Here is a 16,121-nt window from a genome sequence, read left to right on the forward strand (position 1 = left end):
GTTCAGGCCAAACCGGATTCGACCAGCAGGGCTTCTAGCCCCATGAGGTCGGGCACTTTTGCCACGTGTTCACCCACCTGCACCGCCGCCAGTTCCAGCGGGCACAGCGGCACGTCCACATAACTCAGCTGGCTATCGAGCTTGTACGACCGCGGAATTCCCTGAATCACCAGCGCAATAAACTTCAACGTCGGCCGACCACCCAGCGCGTTCAGCACCACAATCCGCGAACGCTCCCCCGTGACAATCGCCTCACCACACACCGCCTCAAAACTGATCAAAGGCAACTGCCGATCCCGCCACGTCACCTGCCGCAAATACCACGGCGGCGCATCACTGGCCGGTTCGCCTCGCTGGTAGTCGATCAGCTCGGCGACGGCAACGTTGGGCAACACCAGGTGGCGGTCGGCCAGGGGCAACAGCAGGCCGGTGAGTTGGCTGGTGCGGTGGTCAAGCATGGGACTTGCTCCAGTAGGCGATGCTTTCCAGCAGCACCGACTCTTGATACGGCTTGCCGAGGTAGTCGTTGACGCCGATGGCCATGGCGCGGTCGCGGTGTTTCTGGCCGGTGCGCGAGGTGATCATGATGATCGGCAGGCGCATCAGCCGTGGGTCGTTGCGCACCTGGATGGCCACTTCGAAGCCGTCCATGCGCGGCATTTCGATGTCGAGCAGCATCAGGTCCGGGGTGTGTTCTTCAAGCAGGGCGATGGCGTCGATGCCGTCTTTGGCGGTGAGCACGTTCATGCCGTTGCGTTCCAGCAGGCGGCTGGTGACTTTGCGCACGGTGACTGAGTCGTCCACCACCAGCACCAGCAGCGGGCGCTTTTTCAGGGGGTCGTTGAGGATCAGCGGCGCGTCGACTGTTGCCGCCGGCAACGCCGGTTGCCGGGCGCGGATATGCGCCAGCAAATCGATAATCAACACCACGCGGCCGTCGCCCAAAATGGTCGCGCCGGACAAGCCCTGAACCCCCGAAAACTGCGGCCCCAGGCCCTTGACCACAATCTCCCGCGTACCGGCCATCGCATCCACATGCACCGCCACGCGCCGCTCGTTGCATTGCACCAGCAGCACCGGCACGGGCTGATATTGGCCCAGCAGTTTCGGCCGGCTGACGGTGTGCAACAAATCCCCGAGGTAGAACAATTCGTAGCGCTGGCCAGCGTATTCATAACGCGGCGGGTCCTGCTGATAGTGCCCCGCCAGCTCATGGGGCAGCACACGCACCAGGCCTTCGATGGTGTTGAGCGGGATCGCGTATTGGTCGTCCGCGCACTGCACCATCAGCGCACGGTTGACCGACACGGTAAACGGCAGGCGAATGCGAAAGTGCACGCCCGCGCCCGGCGTCGAATCAATCACCATCGAGCCGCCGAGTTGGCGCACTTCTTCGTGCACCACGTCCATGCCGACGCCGCGCCCTGAAATCTGCGTGATCTTTTCCGCCGTAGAAAAGCCCGGTTGCAGGATGAACTGCAACACGTCGCGGTCGCTGATCTCTTGGTTGGGGTCGAGCAAACCGCGCTTGATCGCCTTGCGCCGCACGGCTTCCAGCGGCACACCGGCGCCGTCGTCGCGCATGTCGAACACGATGTCGCCGCCTTCGTGGGTCAGGTCGAGGGTGATCCGCCCCTTCTCCGGCTTGCCGGCCAGCAAACGTGCCTCGCGCGACTCCAGGCCATGGTCGACGGCATTGCGCAGCATGTGTTCCAGCGGCGCGACCATGCGTTCCAGCACGTTGCGGTCCATTTCGCCTTCGGCGTTGCCGACGATGAATTCCACGTCCTTGCCCAGCTCTTCCGCCACCTGACGCACGATGCGCTTGAGGCGCGGCAGCATGCGCTCGAACGGCACCATGCGCGTGCGCATCAGGCCTTCCTGCAACTCGGTGTTGATGCGCGCCTGTTGCTGCAACAGGTTGTGCGCGTCCCCATTGCGGCGGTCGAGGGTTTCCTTGAGGTCGAGCAAGTCGGAGGCCGATTCGGACAGCGCGCGCGACAGCTGCTGCAACTGTGAGTGGCGGTCCATTTCCAGCGGGTCGAATTCTTCATAACCCAAGCGCTCGGCCTCGGCCTGTTGACGGCTGAGGATACGGCCCTGGGTTTCGGTATCGAGGCGACGCAACTGGTCGCGCATGCGTTCGATCGTGGTTTCAACCTCGTTGAGCGCTATGCGCGCGTCATTGACCTGTTGTTCGATACGGCCACGAAAGATCGAGGTTTCTCCGGCCAGGTTGACCAGGTCATCCAGCAGGTCGGCGGAGATTTTCACCATGTCGGCGCCGGGGTCCACCGCCGCCTCGGCTTTGCTCGCGGGTAACGCCACAGGCGCCACCGGCTCGGCGCTCGGGTGCACCAGGCGTTTGATGCGTTCGATGAGTTTGTCCACCGAACCCACCGGTGAACCCTCCGTCACCGCGTCGATCATCTGCGCGAGGCGATCATGGCAACCTTGCAGCAACGCGAACAGCTCGGGCGACGGCGCCAGCAAACCGGCGGACAGCCCTTCGTAGAGAAACTCCAACTCGTGGGCCAAGTCGCCGATCGGCCCGATTTCGACCATGCGCGCGCCGCCCTTGAGGGTGTGCAGGTCGCGCAACAGGGTTTCGATTTCCTGGCGATTGTTCGGCTCGGCCTGCCAGCGCTGCAGTGCGCTGCTTGAGCTGTCGAGAATATCGGCGGCTTCTTCGAGGAAGATATCCAGCAGTTCAGGGTCGGCACCGGGGTTTTCCGCCACTGGGGCAGGCGCCGTCGGGGTGCTGCTCTGGCGCAGGGCACGCACCTTGGCCACCCACTCCGCGCTGTCGCTCAGGGGTTGGTGGGCTTGCAGTTCATCCAGTTGCAAGGCCAGTTGTTCATGGCTGGCCATCAGCACTTGGGACAGTTCGGCGGAGTAGCTGTAGCGGCGGTCCACCAAGCCTTCATAGAGGCATTCCAGCTCGTGGGCCAGATCGGCCACTGGCCCGATTTCGGCCATGCGCGCACCGCCCTTGAGGGTGTGCAAATCCCGTTGCAGCGAGGACAACGGCGCCGGGTTGTCGGGGTCCAGCAGCCAGCGTTTGAGCGACTGCCCGGCGCTGTCGAGGATGTCCACGGCTTCTTCGAGGAAGATCTCGACGATCTCGTCGTCCATCGCCGTTTCATGGTCCAGCTTTGCCGTAGCGGCGCCCAGTTCAGAAATGCTCAATGCCCGGCTGCCATCGCTTTTGATCAGGCCGGTGGCGGACGGGTCCAGCGCTTCGTCCAGCAGTTCGCGCAAGGCTTCGACCCGCGCCGGGGCCGGACTGATTTCCTGACCGGCAGCCAACTGGTCGAGCATGTTGATCAGCGCTTCATGGGCCTGTTCGGCTTCATGGAAAAACCGCTCGCTGACCGCCAGGCTGCTCTCTTCCACGGCGCCATACAGGTCGAGCAAGGCTTCGCACAATTCGTCGATGGTGTGCAGCTCGGCAATGTGTGCGCCCTCCCCCAGCGTGGTCAGTTCATCCAGCAACGCGGTGAGTTCCTGGCGCTCGCCGGGGTGTTGCTGCCAGCGCCGCAGCAGGCTTTCGGCGTCGAGCAGGATGTCCATGCCCTGGGCCAGGAAATTGGCGATCAGTTGCGGGTCGCGCTTGATGCGCAGGCCGGTGTTCGGGGCGTCGAGCAGGGCTTGAAGCTGAGCGTCGAGCAGGCTTTGAGTGCGGCTGATCAAGTCGTCAGCGCCTTTGATCGGCGCCAGCGGATCACTGTCCAAGTCCCGCAGCCCGCGCTGGAACAGGCTTTCGGCTTCCAACAGCAGCTCCACCTCGTCCAGATCCAGCGGCAGGCGGTGGGCCTTGTACTCGCGGGTCAGATGGTCGAGCGGGCGCGCCAGTTCGGCGATGGGCAGCACGCCCGCCATGTAGGCGCTGCCCTTGAGGGTGTGCAGGGCGCGTTGCAGCTCATCGCTGACTTGCAGCGGCACGTGCTCGGCGGCCTGTTGCAGAAAATGGTTGAGGCTTTCCAGATGGCTCTGGGCTTCGTTACGGAAAATCTCCAACAGCATCGGGTCGTGGGGCTCGGCGTCTGAGGCCTGCGTACCGCTGGCCAGGGCGTGGGCACGGGCGGCCAGGGCGTCGACTTCATTGCGCTGGCGTTGGTCGTCGATGGCGAAGTCGGCAATCAATTCCGGAAGCAGCGCCACCGCTTCATCCAGCACCTGTTGCACCTCCGGGCCGAGGGCCACGCTGCGTTCCAGTACACGGTTCAGCAGGTTTTCCACCGCCCAGGCCAGCTCGGCCAGCACCAGCGCACGGACCATGCGGCCGCTGCCTTTGAGGGTATGAAAGGCGCGGCGCATTTCGCCTTGAGCGGTTTTGTCGGTGCTGTTGGGCAGGTTGCGGTGCAGCACATCGAGGACTTCATCGGTTTCTTCGAGGAAGACTTCGCGCAGTTCGTCGTAGATGGGCTCCTCACCGGGCGGTGGCGGCAGCAAACTGCCGGGGCGCTGCAGGGCCGGCGGGTTCAGGCGCGAAGTGGGATTGGCCAGCGCGTCGAACTGGGACTGGCTGGGCGCAACTTCAGTGGACAGCACGCCCTCCGGTGCGGCCAGCGCCTGACGCCAGGGTTTTTCGGCGGGCAAATAGCCAAGAGCGGCAAGGCCCTGGGTCGCCAGTTCGAGGACTTTTTCACCCGCAGCATCGGAGTCCTGAAGCATGCGCTCCAGGTAGTATTCCAGGCTGCTGATCACATCAGCAAAGTGACCCAGTTGCACCTCGGACGGCGCAACGTCGCTGGCCATCAACTGCTCATCGACGTAATCGGTGCACCCGCGCATCAGGCTCGCCGCGCGTGGCAGCGGAATCATCGCCAAGGCGCCGCGTACCTGGCTCAGCAGCTCCGGTAGCGATTCCAGGCGCTGGCGGTCCCAATCCGCCTCAATGCAATCGATGACCAGCTCTTTGGCTTGCCGCAGGCATTGGCAGGACTCGCGGATCACCAATTGGTGAATCTGGGTCAGGTCGGTGGTGGGCAAGCGGCTTTCTTCGCGGCTTTGCGGCTCGACTGTGCCAACCATGCCAGCCAGCGTGGCCTCGACGTAGAGCAGCGCGCCCGCAACGTCCATCAACACGGCATCGTTGGGTTCGCGCTGCCCCTGCACCAGGCTCAGCACCACGGCAAGCTGGTCGATGATGACTTTACGCGGCTGGCCAAAACCCAGCACCGCCAGGGTGTCGGCGATCTGCCGCAGCGGCGCGAGCAAGGCGTCCAGGTCATCGGTGTGTTGACGGTCGCTGCGCACGAACAGGTCGAGGCGTTCTTTCACCCGCACCAGCTCTTCACAAAGCGCACCGAGCACCGACCCCATGGCATTGCGGTCCGGCCCGGCCATCCGCGCGCGCTCGGCATCCACCACGGCGCTGTCCGGCAAGGCTTCATCCAGGCCGTAACGCTCTTTAAGGCTTTGCATGCGCGGCGTCGGCCGGGTGACTTTGGCGACGTAGAACAACAGGCTTTTAAGCAACTCATCCGGCGCCGACTGGTTGATGCCGCCGATGCCCTGGACGAGCAAACGCTTGAGTTGTTTGTCACTGGCCTTGAGCAGGCTGCGCAGCGCCGGGCTATTGGCAATCACGCCGGTGAGCATGCCTTCGACCAGCGCCGAGGTGACCTGCCACAACGGCAGCAGCGGCGCGCCCTGGCACAGCGCTTCAAGGCGCGCGAACACCCGCGCCATGTCTTCCAGGTTGCTCGGGCCATGGTCTTCGCGCAGCAAACCGGCCAAGGCTTGTTGCAACAGGGTATGCCATTGGCGCAATTGTTCGTGTAACTCGGGCGACGCGCGTTGCGTCAGCACCTCATCGGGTAGCGGCGCAATCGACAGCAGTTGCGGGCTGAACAGGCTGGTTTCCGAGAGCAGGCTTTCACCGCGCGCACTGCGCAGGTCGTTGAGCAACGGCAACACCACCAGCGGCAGGTCGCGGCGAGCGCTGTGCACGCGCTCGAGGTACAGCGGCAGTTGGCCCAGTGCCTGTTGCAGCAGGCGGATGCTTTCCTCGCGCTGGCTGACGCGCCCGGCTTGCAGGGCGAGGACGAGTTCTTCGATCTCCTCGGCCAGCAACGCCGCGCCGTAGAATTCGACCATCAGCAGCGCGCCATGCACTTGGTGGACGCCGGCCAGGCACTCGCTGATGGCCTCGCCGTCGCTTGTTTCGACGTAGGCGTCGAGCGCCGAACGGGCCTGTTTCAGGGTTTCGGCAATGTCGCCCTTGACCCATTCGAGGGCCACGTAGTCGTGCCGATCAACCATAACTGCTCCGCTGAAAATTCATGAATTGCTGATGTTGCAGAGATCTCAAACTGAATGGAGATCTAAAGTGGGAGCTGGCTTGCCTGCGATAGCGGTAGGTCAGCTATAAATGTGCCAGCTGATAGATCGCTATCGCAGGCAAGCCAGCTCCCACAGTTGGACTGTGGTGTTCTTTAGATCGTATTTCAATCATCGACCTGTTTGGGCGCCGGAAGGGTGAAACCCGACACCGACCTGCGCAACTGGCTGGCCATCTTCGCCAAATTGCCGATGCTCTCGGCGGTGGCGGTAGAACCCGACGACGTCTGCGTAGTGATCTGCTGAATCACATTCATGGTCAGCGAAATCTGCCCCGCCGAACTCGTCTGTTGCTGCGCCGCATTCGAGATGCTCTGAATCAACGCCGCCAGGGTTTTCGATACGCCTTCAATCTCTTCCAGCGCCACACCCGCGTCCTGCGCCAACCGCGCGCCGCGAACCACTTCGGTGGTGGTCTGCTCCATGGAAATCACCGCCTCATTGGTGTCGGTCTGAATCGCCCGCACCAACGTTTCAATCTGCCGCGTGGCCGCCGACGAACGCTCGGCCAGCCGCTGCACCTCATCCGCCACCACGGCAAAGCCACGCCCGGCATCCCCGGCCATGCTCGCCTGGATCGCGGCGTTCAGGGCAAGGATGTTGGTCTGATCGGCAATGTCGTCAATCAGGCTGACGATGTCGCCAATCTCCTGAGACGACTCGCCCAGGCGCTTGATGCGTTTGGCGGTGTCCTGAATCTGTTCGCGAATGTTGTCCATGCCGTGGATGGTGTTGTGCACCACCTCGTTGCCCTTGTTGGCAATTTCCACCGAGCGCTCCGCCACTGCCGAGGATTCGGCGGCGTTGGCCGATACCTGGTCGATGGACTGGGCCATCTGGTTGATCGCGGTGGAGGCCTCGGCAATTTGCTGGGCCTGATGCTCCGAGGCCTGGGCCAGGTGCATGGCGGTGGCCTGGGTGTCCTGCACCGCGCCGGCAACCTGGCCGGCGGTGAGGTTGATCGTGGCGACCAGATCGCGCAGCTGATCCACGGAGTAGTTGATGGAATCGGCGATGGTGCCGGTGAAGTCTTCGGTCACCGAGGCGGTCACCGTGAGGTCGCCGTCGGCCAGGTCTTCAATTTCATCCAGCAGCCGCATGATCGCATTCTGATTGCGTTCGTTCTTCTCGGCCGTTTCATGCAGTTGGCGGTTGGTCTCGCGCACCATCACCAGGCCGATCAGAATGATCGAGGCCAACGCCAACAGGCCCAGCACGTAGCCGCCGATGGTGTCGAAGCTGCGCCCGCTGGCGAGGTTTTCAAAACCGGTGGCGAGGTGCGAGGCTTCATCGAGCAGGGTTTGCGACAGGTTGAAGATATTGCTCGCCGAGGCGCGCACCTGGAACAGTTGCGGCGAGGTTTCGAGGATTTCATCCACGGAGCCCGAGACAAACTCGAACAGCTCGGCGATTTCCGCCAGCCGTGCGCGCGCGTCGTGGTCTTCGACCTGGCTGATACGCAGGCCCGGGTTGCCCTGGAGCATGCCGTTAAGCACCTGGCCGAAGCGGTTGGCGTCGCGACCAAAGGCGTCAGCAGCCTGCACGGCCGTTTCGTCGCCGGCGAGCACGGTGTTTACGGCGCCGAGAATCCGCTCGGCCAGCAGCGACTGGCGCTGGGCCAACGCCACTTGGCTGGCCGGGGCGCCGCGCTGCAGTAGAATGTCGACGACTTTTTCGGACTCCATCTGCAATTGCGGCACGGTTTCGGCGAGGGTCGCGGCCACCTGGTGCAACGACAGCACAGTCTGTTCGCTGGCAAGAATCGCGTCGGTGTTTTTCAGCAGCGCTTCCCAGTCGGTCTGCACCGCACGCATTTCGGCGCGTACCGCAGTGGGCGCGGCGGGCAGGCCGGTTTCGATATCGCCTTTTTTCAGGTAACCCCAGCGCTGGGCGAAGTCATTGCGCGCGTCAGACAGCAGCTTGAACGCGGCTGCCTTGCCGGCGGCGGCTTCGGTGGCGTTTTTGGCGATACGCTGGGACAACACGCGCAGTTCACCGGCGTGACCGATGTACTGCTTGTCGTAGGTGGACTGGGTGTTGAGGTACGCGAAGTTGGCGAACAGCAGCATGATGAACACGATCAGCGCAATAAACAGCACGATGATCTGCGAACGGCTGCGCGACGCGGCCTGGGGTTTGGTCGGGGTAACGGTGGTCATGCGGCAACATCCATGAAGCCTGGGGCCTGGGCCAGCGCGAAGGGGCTGAAGACTTGCCACAGCGGGTCGCCGTCGAACTGGCCCTGGATAAACGGCGCGCCGGGGTTGGCGCTCGTCAACAATGCGTCTTGTGCGAAATGCTGCATGCCCACCACCTCGTCCACCAACAGCCCGACAAATAGGTCATCGAACTCCACCACCAGCACGCGCCGCTGCTTGCGCACGCGGGACAACTCAAGGCCGAGAAAACCGCCCAGGTCCATCACCGGCAGCAGGCGCCCGCGCAGGTTAGCCACGCCCTTTACCCAGGGTTTGACGCCCGGCATTAAGGTGCAGCGCGGCTCGTGCAGTACCTCGGCGACTTCGCCCATGGGCGCCACGTACAGATGCGGCCCCAGGCGGAAACCAATCCCGCTCCAGCGCTGCAGGCGGGTTTCCTGGGACGGCAGGTCGACCGCCAGCAGGCGGCAACGACGGTCGATGTCCAGCAGCAGCTCAAAGGCGGTTTGCGACTCGGTCATGATGGCGTGCCGTCAGCCGGCCAGCACCTTGTTCAGGGTGGCGATCAGGGTTTCTTCATCCACCGGCTTGGTCAGGTAATCCTTGGCGCCCTGGCGCGCACCCCAGATCTTGTCGGTTTCCTGGTCTTTGGTGGTGATGATGATGATCGGAATGCCGTTGGTTTCCGGCTCCTTGGACAACTGGCGGGTGGCCTGGAAGCCATTGAGGCCCGGCATCACGATGTCCATCAGCACGGCGTCGGGTTTTTCCTGGCGGGCCAGGGCCACGCCGTCCGCGCCGTTTTCGGCCTTGAGAACCTGATGGCCGTGCTTTTCCAGCATGCCGGTCAGTTTGTACATTTCGGTCGGCGAATCGTCGACGATCAGAACACGTGCCATGGTTTTCCCCACTACATTGGTGGACGCCGGCCCTTGTGAGGCGGTGTCAGTGTGCTTGTTCTACTGCGGCGAAGGCAGGCACGCAGGCCTTGATCGCACTCAGCAGCTCTTCCTTGCTGAAAGGCTTGGTCAAAAACTGATCGACACCCACGGTGCGCCCCTTGGCCTTGTCGAACAAGCCGTCCTTGGAGGACAGCATGATCACCGGGATCGACTTGAACGCCGGGTTGTTCTTCACCAGGGCGCAGGTCTGATAGCCATCCAGGCGCGGCATCATGATGTCGACAAAAATAATGTGCGGGTGATGATCAACAATCCGGGCCAGCGCATCGAAACCGTCGATGGCCGTGATGACATCGCAGCCCGCGTTCTTCAACAGGGTTTCAGCGGTGCGGCGGATCGTTTTTGAATCGTCGATCACCATCACTCTCAAGGCGTTGGAATGCTGTTCCATATCTGCTCTACCATCGCCACAGCGAATCGGTTTTCGGTGTGTACTGCCTGATGTCTCACAGGATGAACGCCGCAAGCCTTGGAATTCAAGGGCTGCTGCGCCGTGGCAGTCTTTTTAGCACAGTCTCGGGGTGCAATCTATCGAGCGACCTGCCCGGTGGTTTTTCCTTGACCCACAACAGCCGCAGCGCCACTCTGACGCCACTTTTATGCGCCCTAATTTGCTAGAGGAAATCCCCCATGAGCGTTCGCGTCGGCATTGTCATGGACCCTATCGCCAGCATCTCCTATAAAAAGGACAGCTCGCTGGCCATGCTGCTGGCCGCCCAGGCCCGCGGCTGGACCCTGTTCTATATGGAGCAGCGCGACCTTTACCAGGGCGACGGTGAAGCCCGCGCGCGCATGCGCCCGCTGCAGGTGTTTGCCAACCCTGAGAAGTGGTTTGAACTGGCGGACGAGATCGACAGCCCGCTGGCCGACCTCGATGTGATCCTGATGCGCAAGGATCCGCCGTTCGACATGGAATTCGTCTATTCCACCTACCTGCTGGAGCAGGCCGAGCGCGCCGGTGTGTTGATCGTCAACAAGCCGCAAAGCCTGCGCGACTGCAATGAAAAGCTGTTCGCCACGCTGTTCCCGCAGTGCACGCCGCCGACCGTGGTCAGCCGCCGCGCCGACGTGCTGCGTGAATTCGCCGCCAAACATGGTGATGTGATCCTCAAGCCGCTGGACGGCATGGGCGGCACCTCGATCTTCCGCCACCGCGCGGGCGACCCGAACCTGTCGGTGATCCTGGAAACCCTGACCGTGCTGGGCACCCAGCAGATCATGGGCCAGGCGTACATTCCGGCGATCAAGGACGGCGACAAGCGCATCCTGATGATCGACGGCGAGCCGGTGGACTATTGCCTGGCGCGCATTCCGGCGGCGGGCGAAACCCGTGGCAACCTGGCCGCGGGTGGCCGGGGTGAAGCCCGCCCACTGACCGACAAGGATCGCTGGATTGCCGCCCAGGTCGGCCCTACCCTGCGGGAAAAAGGCCTGCTGTTTGTAGGACTAGACGTAATTGGTGAGAACCTCACTGAAATCAATGTCACCAGCCCGACCTGTATTCGCGAGATTGACAACGCATTTGGCACGAACATCGGCGAAATGCTGATGGCAGCCATTGAGCGCAAGCTACAAGCCAAGTGACATAGAACAGCCGGACACGAACCAACATTGCGTTATCATGCGCCACCTGTGAAACGCGCGATGTTGGTTTTTTTGTCATGACACTCCCGTCCGAACTGCCCCCCGAACTCTCCCACAGCGGCGTGCGCCCGGCTGATCGGCTCGGTTTTACCCTGTTCCTCGCCGCATTGATTCACCTCGCCTTGATCCTCGGCCTGGGTTTCACCTTTGCCGAACCCAAGCAAATCAGCAAAACCCTGGAAATCACCCTCGCCACGTTCAAGAGCGAAAAAAAGCCCGAAAAGGCTGACTTTCTCGCCCAGGACAATCAGCAAGGCAGCGGTACACTCGACAAGAAAGCCGTGCCCAAGACCACCGAAGTGGCGCCATTCCAGGACAACAAGGTCAATAAGGTCACCCCGCCGCCTACACCCAAGCCCGAAGTGAAACAGGCCGCGCCGAAAGCTGCGGTGACCACCGTCGCGCCGAAACCGCAAAAAGCCCCGACCCAGCGCGAAAAAACCAAGACCGAGCCGACGCCCGAACCCGTCAAGCCTGCGCCAACCTTCGACAGCTCGCAGCTGTCCGACCAGATTTCCAGCCTTGAAGCCGAATTGGCCAACGAACAACAGCTGTATGCCAAGCGCCCGCGCATCTACCGCCTGAACGCGGCCTCGACGATGCGCGACAAAGGCGCCTGGTATAAGGACGAATGGCGCAAGAAGGTCGAGCGCATCGGCAACCTCAACTACCCGGACGAAGCGCGGCGCCAGCAGATTTACGGCAATTTGCGTCTTTTGGTGTCGATCAACCGCGACGGCACGCTGTATGAAGTGCAGGTACTGGAGTCCTCCGGCCAGCCGCTGCTGGACCAGGCCGCCCAGCGCATCGTGCGCCTGGCCGCACCTTTCGCGCCGTTTACCGGCGACCTGAACGACATTGACCGCCTGGAAATCATCCGCACCTGGAAATTCGCCCGGGGTGATCGGCTGTCGAGCAATTGATAAAAGCGGACGCAGAGCGTCCAGGGCGGCATTCCCACGCAGAGCGTGGGAACGATCTTCACCTTCGCAGCTTGTCAGTTCGCCCCTCCAACGCCACACTAGTGGACATGAAAAATGTCAGCCCGACCTACCTCAAGCACCAATTCCTGATCGCCATGCCGCATATGGCCGACCCGAACTTTGCGCAAACCTTGACCTATATCGTCGAGCACACGGCCAATGGTGCGATGGGGTTGGTGGTGAACCGCCCGCAAGAGCTGAACCTGGCCGATATCCTTGAGCAGCTGCGACCGGAGATCGATCCGCCGGCCCGTTGTCAGAGCGTACCGATCTACATCGGCGGGCCGGTGCAGACCGATCGCGGTTTTGTGCTGCACCCCACCGGGCCGAAGTTCCAGGCCACGGTCGACCTTGAGGGTGTGTCGCTCTCCACCTCCCAGGACGTGCTGTTCGCCATCGCCGACGGCGTGGGCCCTGAGCAAAGCGTGATAACCCTCGGCTACGCCGGTTGGGAAGCCGGGCAACTGGAAGCTGAACTGGCGAGTAACGCCTGGCTGACCTGCCCGTTCGACGCCGACATCCTCTTCAATACCGCCAGCGAACTGCGCCTGGAAGCGGCCGCCGCGAAGCTGCGGGTGAACCTCAGCCTGCTGACCAGCCAGGCGGGGCACGCCTGATGGCCTTGCGTCTAATCCTCGGTTTTGACTACGGCACCAAACAGATCGGCGTGGCGGTCGGCCAGGTGATTACCGGCCAGGCCCGCGAGCTGTGCACCTTGAAAGCCCAGAACGGCGTGCCGGACTGGAACCAGGTTGAAGCCCTCATTAAAGAATGGAAGCCTGACGCCGTTGTCGTCGGCCTGCCCCTGAACATGGACGGCACCCCCAGCGAGATGTGCCTGCGCGCCGAAAAGTTCGCCCGCCGCCTCAATGGCCGCTACAACCTGCCCTTCTATACCCACGATGAACGCCTGACCACCTTTGAGGCCAAGGGTGAGCGCCGCGACCGTGGCGGACAAAAAGGCAGCTACCGCGACAACCCCGTGGACGCCATCGCCGCCGCCTTGCTGTTGCAGGGCTGGCTGGATGAAAACACCGCTTTATTTGAATCCTGACTGACGCGGCTTGCCGCGTTTTTTTACGTTTGAGCCCGGACCTTGCCGCCACCCCGCCGCGCGAGGCCTTGAAGGAGCCACCATGAGCCTGCCCAACCCCGCCGAACTGATCAGCCAGATGGCGACGAGCCTCACCGCCCATCTGCAACAGCGCGCCATCAGCGAGCCGCGTTTTATCGGCATCCGCACCGGCGGCGTGTGGGTGGCCCAGGCCTTGCTGGAAGCGCTGGGCAGCGACTCGCCACTGGGCACGCTGGACGTGTCTTTCTACCGCGACGATTTCAGCCAGAACGGCCTGCACCCGCAAGTGCGCCCCTCGGCACTGCCGTTTGAAATCGAAGGCCAGCACCTGGTGCTGATCGACGACGTACTGATGAGCGGCCGCACCATCCGCGCCGCCATGAACGAGTTGTTCGACTACGGCCGCCCGGCCAGTGTGACCCTGGTGTGCCTGCTGGACCTGGAAGCCGGCGAATTGCCGATCAGCCCGGATGTGGTCGGCGCGACCCTGTCACTGGACGCCCATCAACGGGTAAAATTGTCCGGTCCCACGCCGCTCGAACTCGAACTGCAAGACCTTGCCCTTTAAACCGCCTTGTACAGAGTCCCCGCGATGACGCCTCTAGATGCCAAGCGCCCGCTGCAGCTCAATGCTCAGGGCCAGCTGCAACACTTCTTGTCCCTCGACGGTTTGCCCCGCGAACTGCTCACCGAAATCCTCGACACCGCCGACTCGTTCCTTGAAGTCGGCGGCCGCGCGGTAAAGAAGGTCCCGCTGTTGCGCGGCAAGACCATCTGCAACGTGTTCTTCGAGAACTCGACGCGCACCCGCACCACGTTTGAACTGGCGGCGCAGCGGCTGTCGGCCGACGTGATCACGCTGAACGTGTCCACCTCATCGGCGAGCAAGGGCGAAACCCTGCTCGACACCCTGCGCAACCTGGAAGCCATGGCTGCCGACATGTTCGTGGTACGCCACGGTGACTCCGGTGCCGCACATTTCATCGCCGAGCACGTATGCCCGCAGGTCGCGATTATCAACGGCGGCGACGGCCGCCACGCCCACCCGACCCAGGGCATGCTCGACATGCTTACCATCCGTCGGCACAAGGGCAGCTTTGAAAACCTCTCGGTGGCCATTGTCGGCGACATCCTGCACTCGCGGGTGGCGCGCTCGAACATGCTGGCCCTGAAAACCCTGGGTTGCCCGGACATTCGCGTGATCGCGCCGAAAACCCTGCTGCCCGTCGGCATTGAGCAGTACGGCGTGAAGGTCTTCACCGACATGGCCGAAGGCCTCAAGGATGTGGACGTGGTGATCATGCTGCGCCTGCAGCGCGAGCGCATGTCGGGTGGCCTGCTGCCGAGCGAGGGCGAGTTCTACCGCCTGTTCGGCCTGACCACCGCGCGTCTGGCCGGCGCCAAGCCGGATGCCATCGTGATGCACCCGGGCCCGATAAACCGTGGCGTGGAGATTGAGTCGGCAGTGGCCGACGGCCCGCAATCGGTCATTTTGAATCAGGTCACGTACGGCATCGCGATCCGCATGGCGGTGCTGTCCATGGCCATGAGCGGGCAAACCGCGCAACGTCAATTCGAGCAGGAGAACGCCCAGTGAAGCTCAGCATCCTCGGCGCCCGCGTCATCGACCCGGCCAGTGGCCTGGATCAAGTTACCGATTTGCACCTGGAAGCCGGCAAGATCATCGCCATCGGCGCTGCCCCGGCAGGTTTCAGCGCGAGCGAAACCATCGACGCCAAAGGCCTGGTCGCCGCGCCGGGCCTGGTCGACCTGAACGTCGCCCTGCGCGAGCCAGGTTACAGCCGCAAAGGCAATATCATCAGCGAAACCCGCGCCGCTGCGGCCGGTGGCGTGACCAGCCTGTGCTGCCCGCCGCACACCAAGCCGATCCTCGACACCTCGGCCGTGACCGAGCTGATCCTCGACCGCGCCCGCGAAGCCGGCAATTGCAAAGTGTTCCCCATCGGCGCCCTGAGCAAAGGCCTGGAAGGCGAACAACTCGCCGAGCTGATCGCCCTGCGCGACGCCGGTTGCGTAGCCTTCGGCAACGGCCTGGAAAGCTTTCGCAGCACCCGCACGCTGTGCCGTGCCCTGGAATACGCAGCCACCTTCGATTTGACGGTGATTTTCCACTCCCAGGACCGCGACCTGGCTGAAGGCGGCCTGGCCCATGAAGGCGCCGTCGCCAGTTTCCTCGGTTTGCCGGGCATTCCGGAAACCGCTGAAACCGTGGCCCTGGCCCGTGACCTGTTGTTGGTCGAACAAAGCGGCGTGCGCGCGCATTTCAGCCAACTGACCAGCGCCCGTGGCGTTGCATTGATCGCCCAGGCACAGGCGCGTGGTTTGCCGGTGACGGCGGATGTGGCGCTGTATCAGCTGATTTTGACGGATGAAGCGTTGATCGACTTCTCCAGCCTGTACCACGTGCAGCCGCCACTGCGCACCCGCGCCGACCGTGATGGTTTGCGTGAGGCGGTGAAGTCGGGTGTGGTGTCGGCGATTTCCAGCCATCACCAGCCTCACGAGCGCGATGCCAAACTGGCGCCGTTTGGCGCGACAGAGCCGGGCATCAGCAGCGTTGAGCTGTTGTTGCCGTTGGCGATGACGTTGGTGGAAGACGGTTTGCTGGATTTGCCGACGCTGCTGGCGCGCCTGAGTTCAGGCCCGGCCCAGGCGTTGCGCTTGCCTGCGGGTAAGTTGGCGGTGGGTTCGGCGGCGGATCTGGTGCTGTTTGACCTGGCCAGCTCTACGGTTGCCGGTGAGCACTGGCTGTCGAAGGGTGAAAACTGCCCGTTCATTGGCCATAGCTTGCCGGCGGCGGTGCGGTACACCTTGGTCGACGGAAGAATCAGCTACCAGGCCTGATGACACCGTACCTCTAATGTAGGCACGGTCAATGTGGGAGCTGGCTTGCCTGCGATGCAGGCACCTCGGTCTGTCAGACAACCGA

Annotated in this window: 13 protein-coding genes; 7 read left to right on the forward strand and 6 right to left on the reverse strand. The window is 62.9% G+C overall.

Annotated elements, in window-relative coordinates; all coding sequences use genetic code 11:
* Positions 1 to 2: 2 nt before the first annotated feature.
* From BFW87_RS09200 to pilG, 6 genes are all read right to left on the reverse strand, one after another.
* On the reverse strand, positions 3 to 458 hold the full coding sequence (locus BFW87_RS09200; protein ID WP_078739556.1) for a chemotaxis protein CheW: 456 nt from the start codon (positions 456 to 458) through the stop codon (positions 3 to 5).
* A complete protein-coding gene (locus BFW87_RS09205) occupies positions 451 to 6,270 on the reverse strand; it encodes an Hpt domain-containing protein (RefSeq protein ID WP_078739557.1) in 5,820 nt (1,939 codons plus the stop codon). The genes BFW87_RS09200 and BFW87_RS09205 overlap by 8 nt, the downstream gene beginning before the upstream one ends.
* Before the next feature lie 185 nt (positions 6,271 to 6,455).
* Positions 6,456 to 8,507 (reverse strand): methyl-accepting chemotaxis protein, encoded by a 2,052-nt coding sequence (locus tag BFW87_RS09210; RefSeq protein ID WP_078739558.1) that lies wholly within the window; start codon positions 8,505 to 8,507, stop codon positions 6,456 to 6,458.
* Positions 8,504 to 9,028, reverse strand: a complete 525-nt coding sequence (locus tag BFW87_RS09215; protein ID WP_078739559.1) for a chemotaxis protein CheW — start codon at positions 9,026 to 9,028, stop codon at positions 8,504 to 8,506. Before BFW87_RS09215 ends, BFW87_RS09210 begins: the two co-directional genes overlap by 4 nt.
* Before the next feature lie 12 nt (positions 9,029 to 9,040).
* A complete protein-coding gene (pilH, locus tag BFW87_RS09220; RefSeq protein WP_014720320.1) occupies positions 9,041 to 9,406 on the reverse strand; it encodes a twitching motility response regulator PilH in 366 nt (121 codons plus the stop codon).
* Positions 9,407 to 9,452: 46 nt separating this feature from the next.
* Positions 9,453 to 9,860: a twitching motility response regulator PilG gene (gene pilG, locus BFW87_RS09225; RefSeq protein WP_078739560.1), complete on the reverse strand. Its 408-nt coding sequence runs from the start codon at positions 9,858 to 9,860 to the stop codon at positions 9,453 to 9,455.
* A gap of 239 nt (positions 9,861 to 10,099) precedes the next feature.
* Here pilG and gshB point away from each other — a divergent pair, with 239 nt between their 5' ends.
* The 7 genes from gshB to BFW87_RS09260 all read left to right on the forward strand — a co-directional run bounded on the left by gshB (position 10,100) and on the right by BFW87_RS09260 (position 16,036).
* Entirely contained in the window at positions 10,100 to 11,053 is a 954-nt protein-coding gene (gshB, locus tag BFW87_RS09230) for a glutathione synthase (RefSeq protein WP_017253947.1), read from the forward strand.
* A 77-nt stretch (positions 11,054 to 11,130) separates the two neighbouring features.
* Complete coding sequence (locus BFW87_RS09235) at positions 11,131 to 12,036, forward strand: energy transducer TonB (protein WP_078739561.1); 906 nt, start codon at positions 11,131 to 11,133, stop codon at positions 12,034 to 12,036.
* Positions 12,037 to 12,143: 107 nt separating this feature from the next.
* Positions 12,144 to 12,713 (forward strand): YqgE/AlgH family protein, encoded by a 570-nt coding sequence (locus BFW87_RS09240; RefSeq protein WP_078739562.1) that lies wholly within the window; start codon positions 12,144 to 12,146, stop codon positions 12,711 to 12,713.
* Positions 12,713 to 13,150, forward strand: coding sequence for a Holliday junction resolvase RuvX (ruvX, locus tag BFW87_RS09245; protein ID WP_003213744.1), 438 nt, complete (start codon positions 12,713 to 12,715; stop codon positions 13,148 to 13,150). The genes BFW87_RS09240 and ruvX overlap by 1 nt, the downstream gene beginning before the upstream one ends.
* Before the next feature lie 82 nt (positions 13,151 to 13,232).
* Positions 13,233 to 13,739 carry a bifunctional pyr operon transcriptional regulator/uracil phosphoribosyltransferase PyrR gene (pyrR, locus tag BFW87_RS09250; protein WP_078739563.1) on the forward strand — a complete coding sequence of 169 codons (507 nt, stop codon included), beginning with the start codon at positions 13,233 to 13,235 and terminating at the stop codon, positions 13,737 to 13,739.
* 24 nt (positions 13,740 to 13,763) lie between these two features.
* Complete coding sequence (locus tag BFW87_RS09255) at positions 13,764 to 14,768, forward strand: aspartate carbamoyltransferase catalytic subunit (RefSeq protein WP_078739564.1); 1,005 nt, start codon at positions 13,764 to 13,766, stop codon at positions 14,766 to 14,768.
* Entirely contained in the window at positions 14,765 to 16,036 is a 1,272-nt protein-coding gene (locus tag BFW87_RS09260) for a dihydroorotase (protein WP_078739565.1), read from the forward strand. The genes BFW87_RS09255 and BFW87_RS09260 overlap by 4 nt, the downstream gene beginning before the upstream one ends.
* The last annotated feature ends 85 nt before the right edge of the window (positions 16,037 to 16,121 follow it).

Source organism: Pseudomonas fluorescens (assembly GCF_002022275.1).
GTDB classification, from domain to species: Bacteria; Pseudomonadota; Gammaproteobacteria; order Pseudomonadales; family Pseudomonadaceae; genus Aquipseudomonas; species Aquipseudomonas fluorescens_AJ.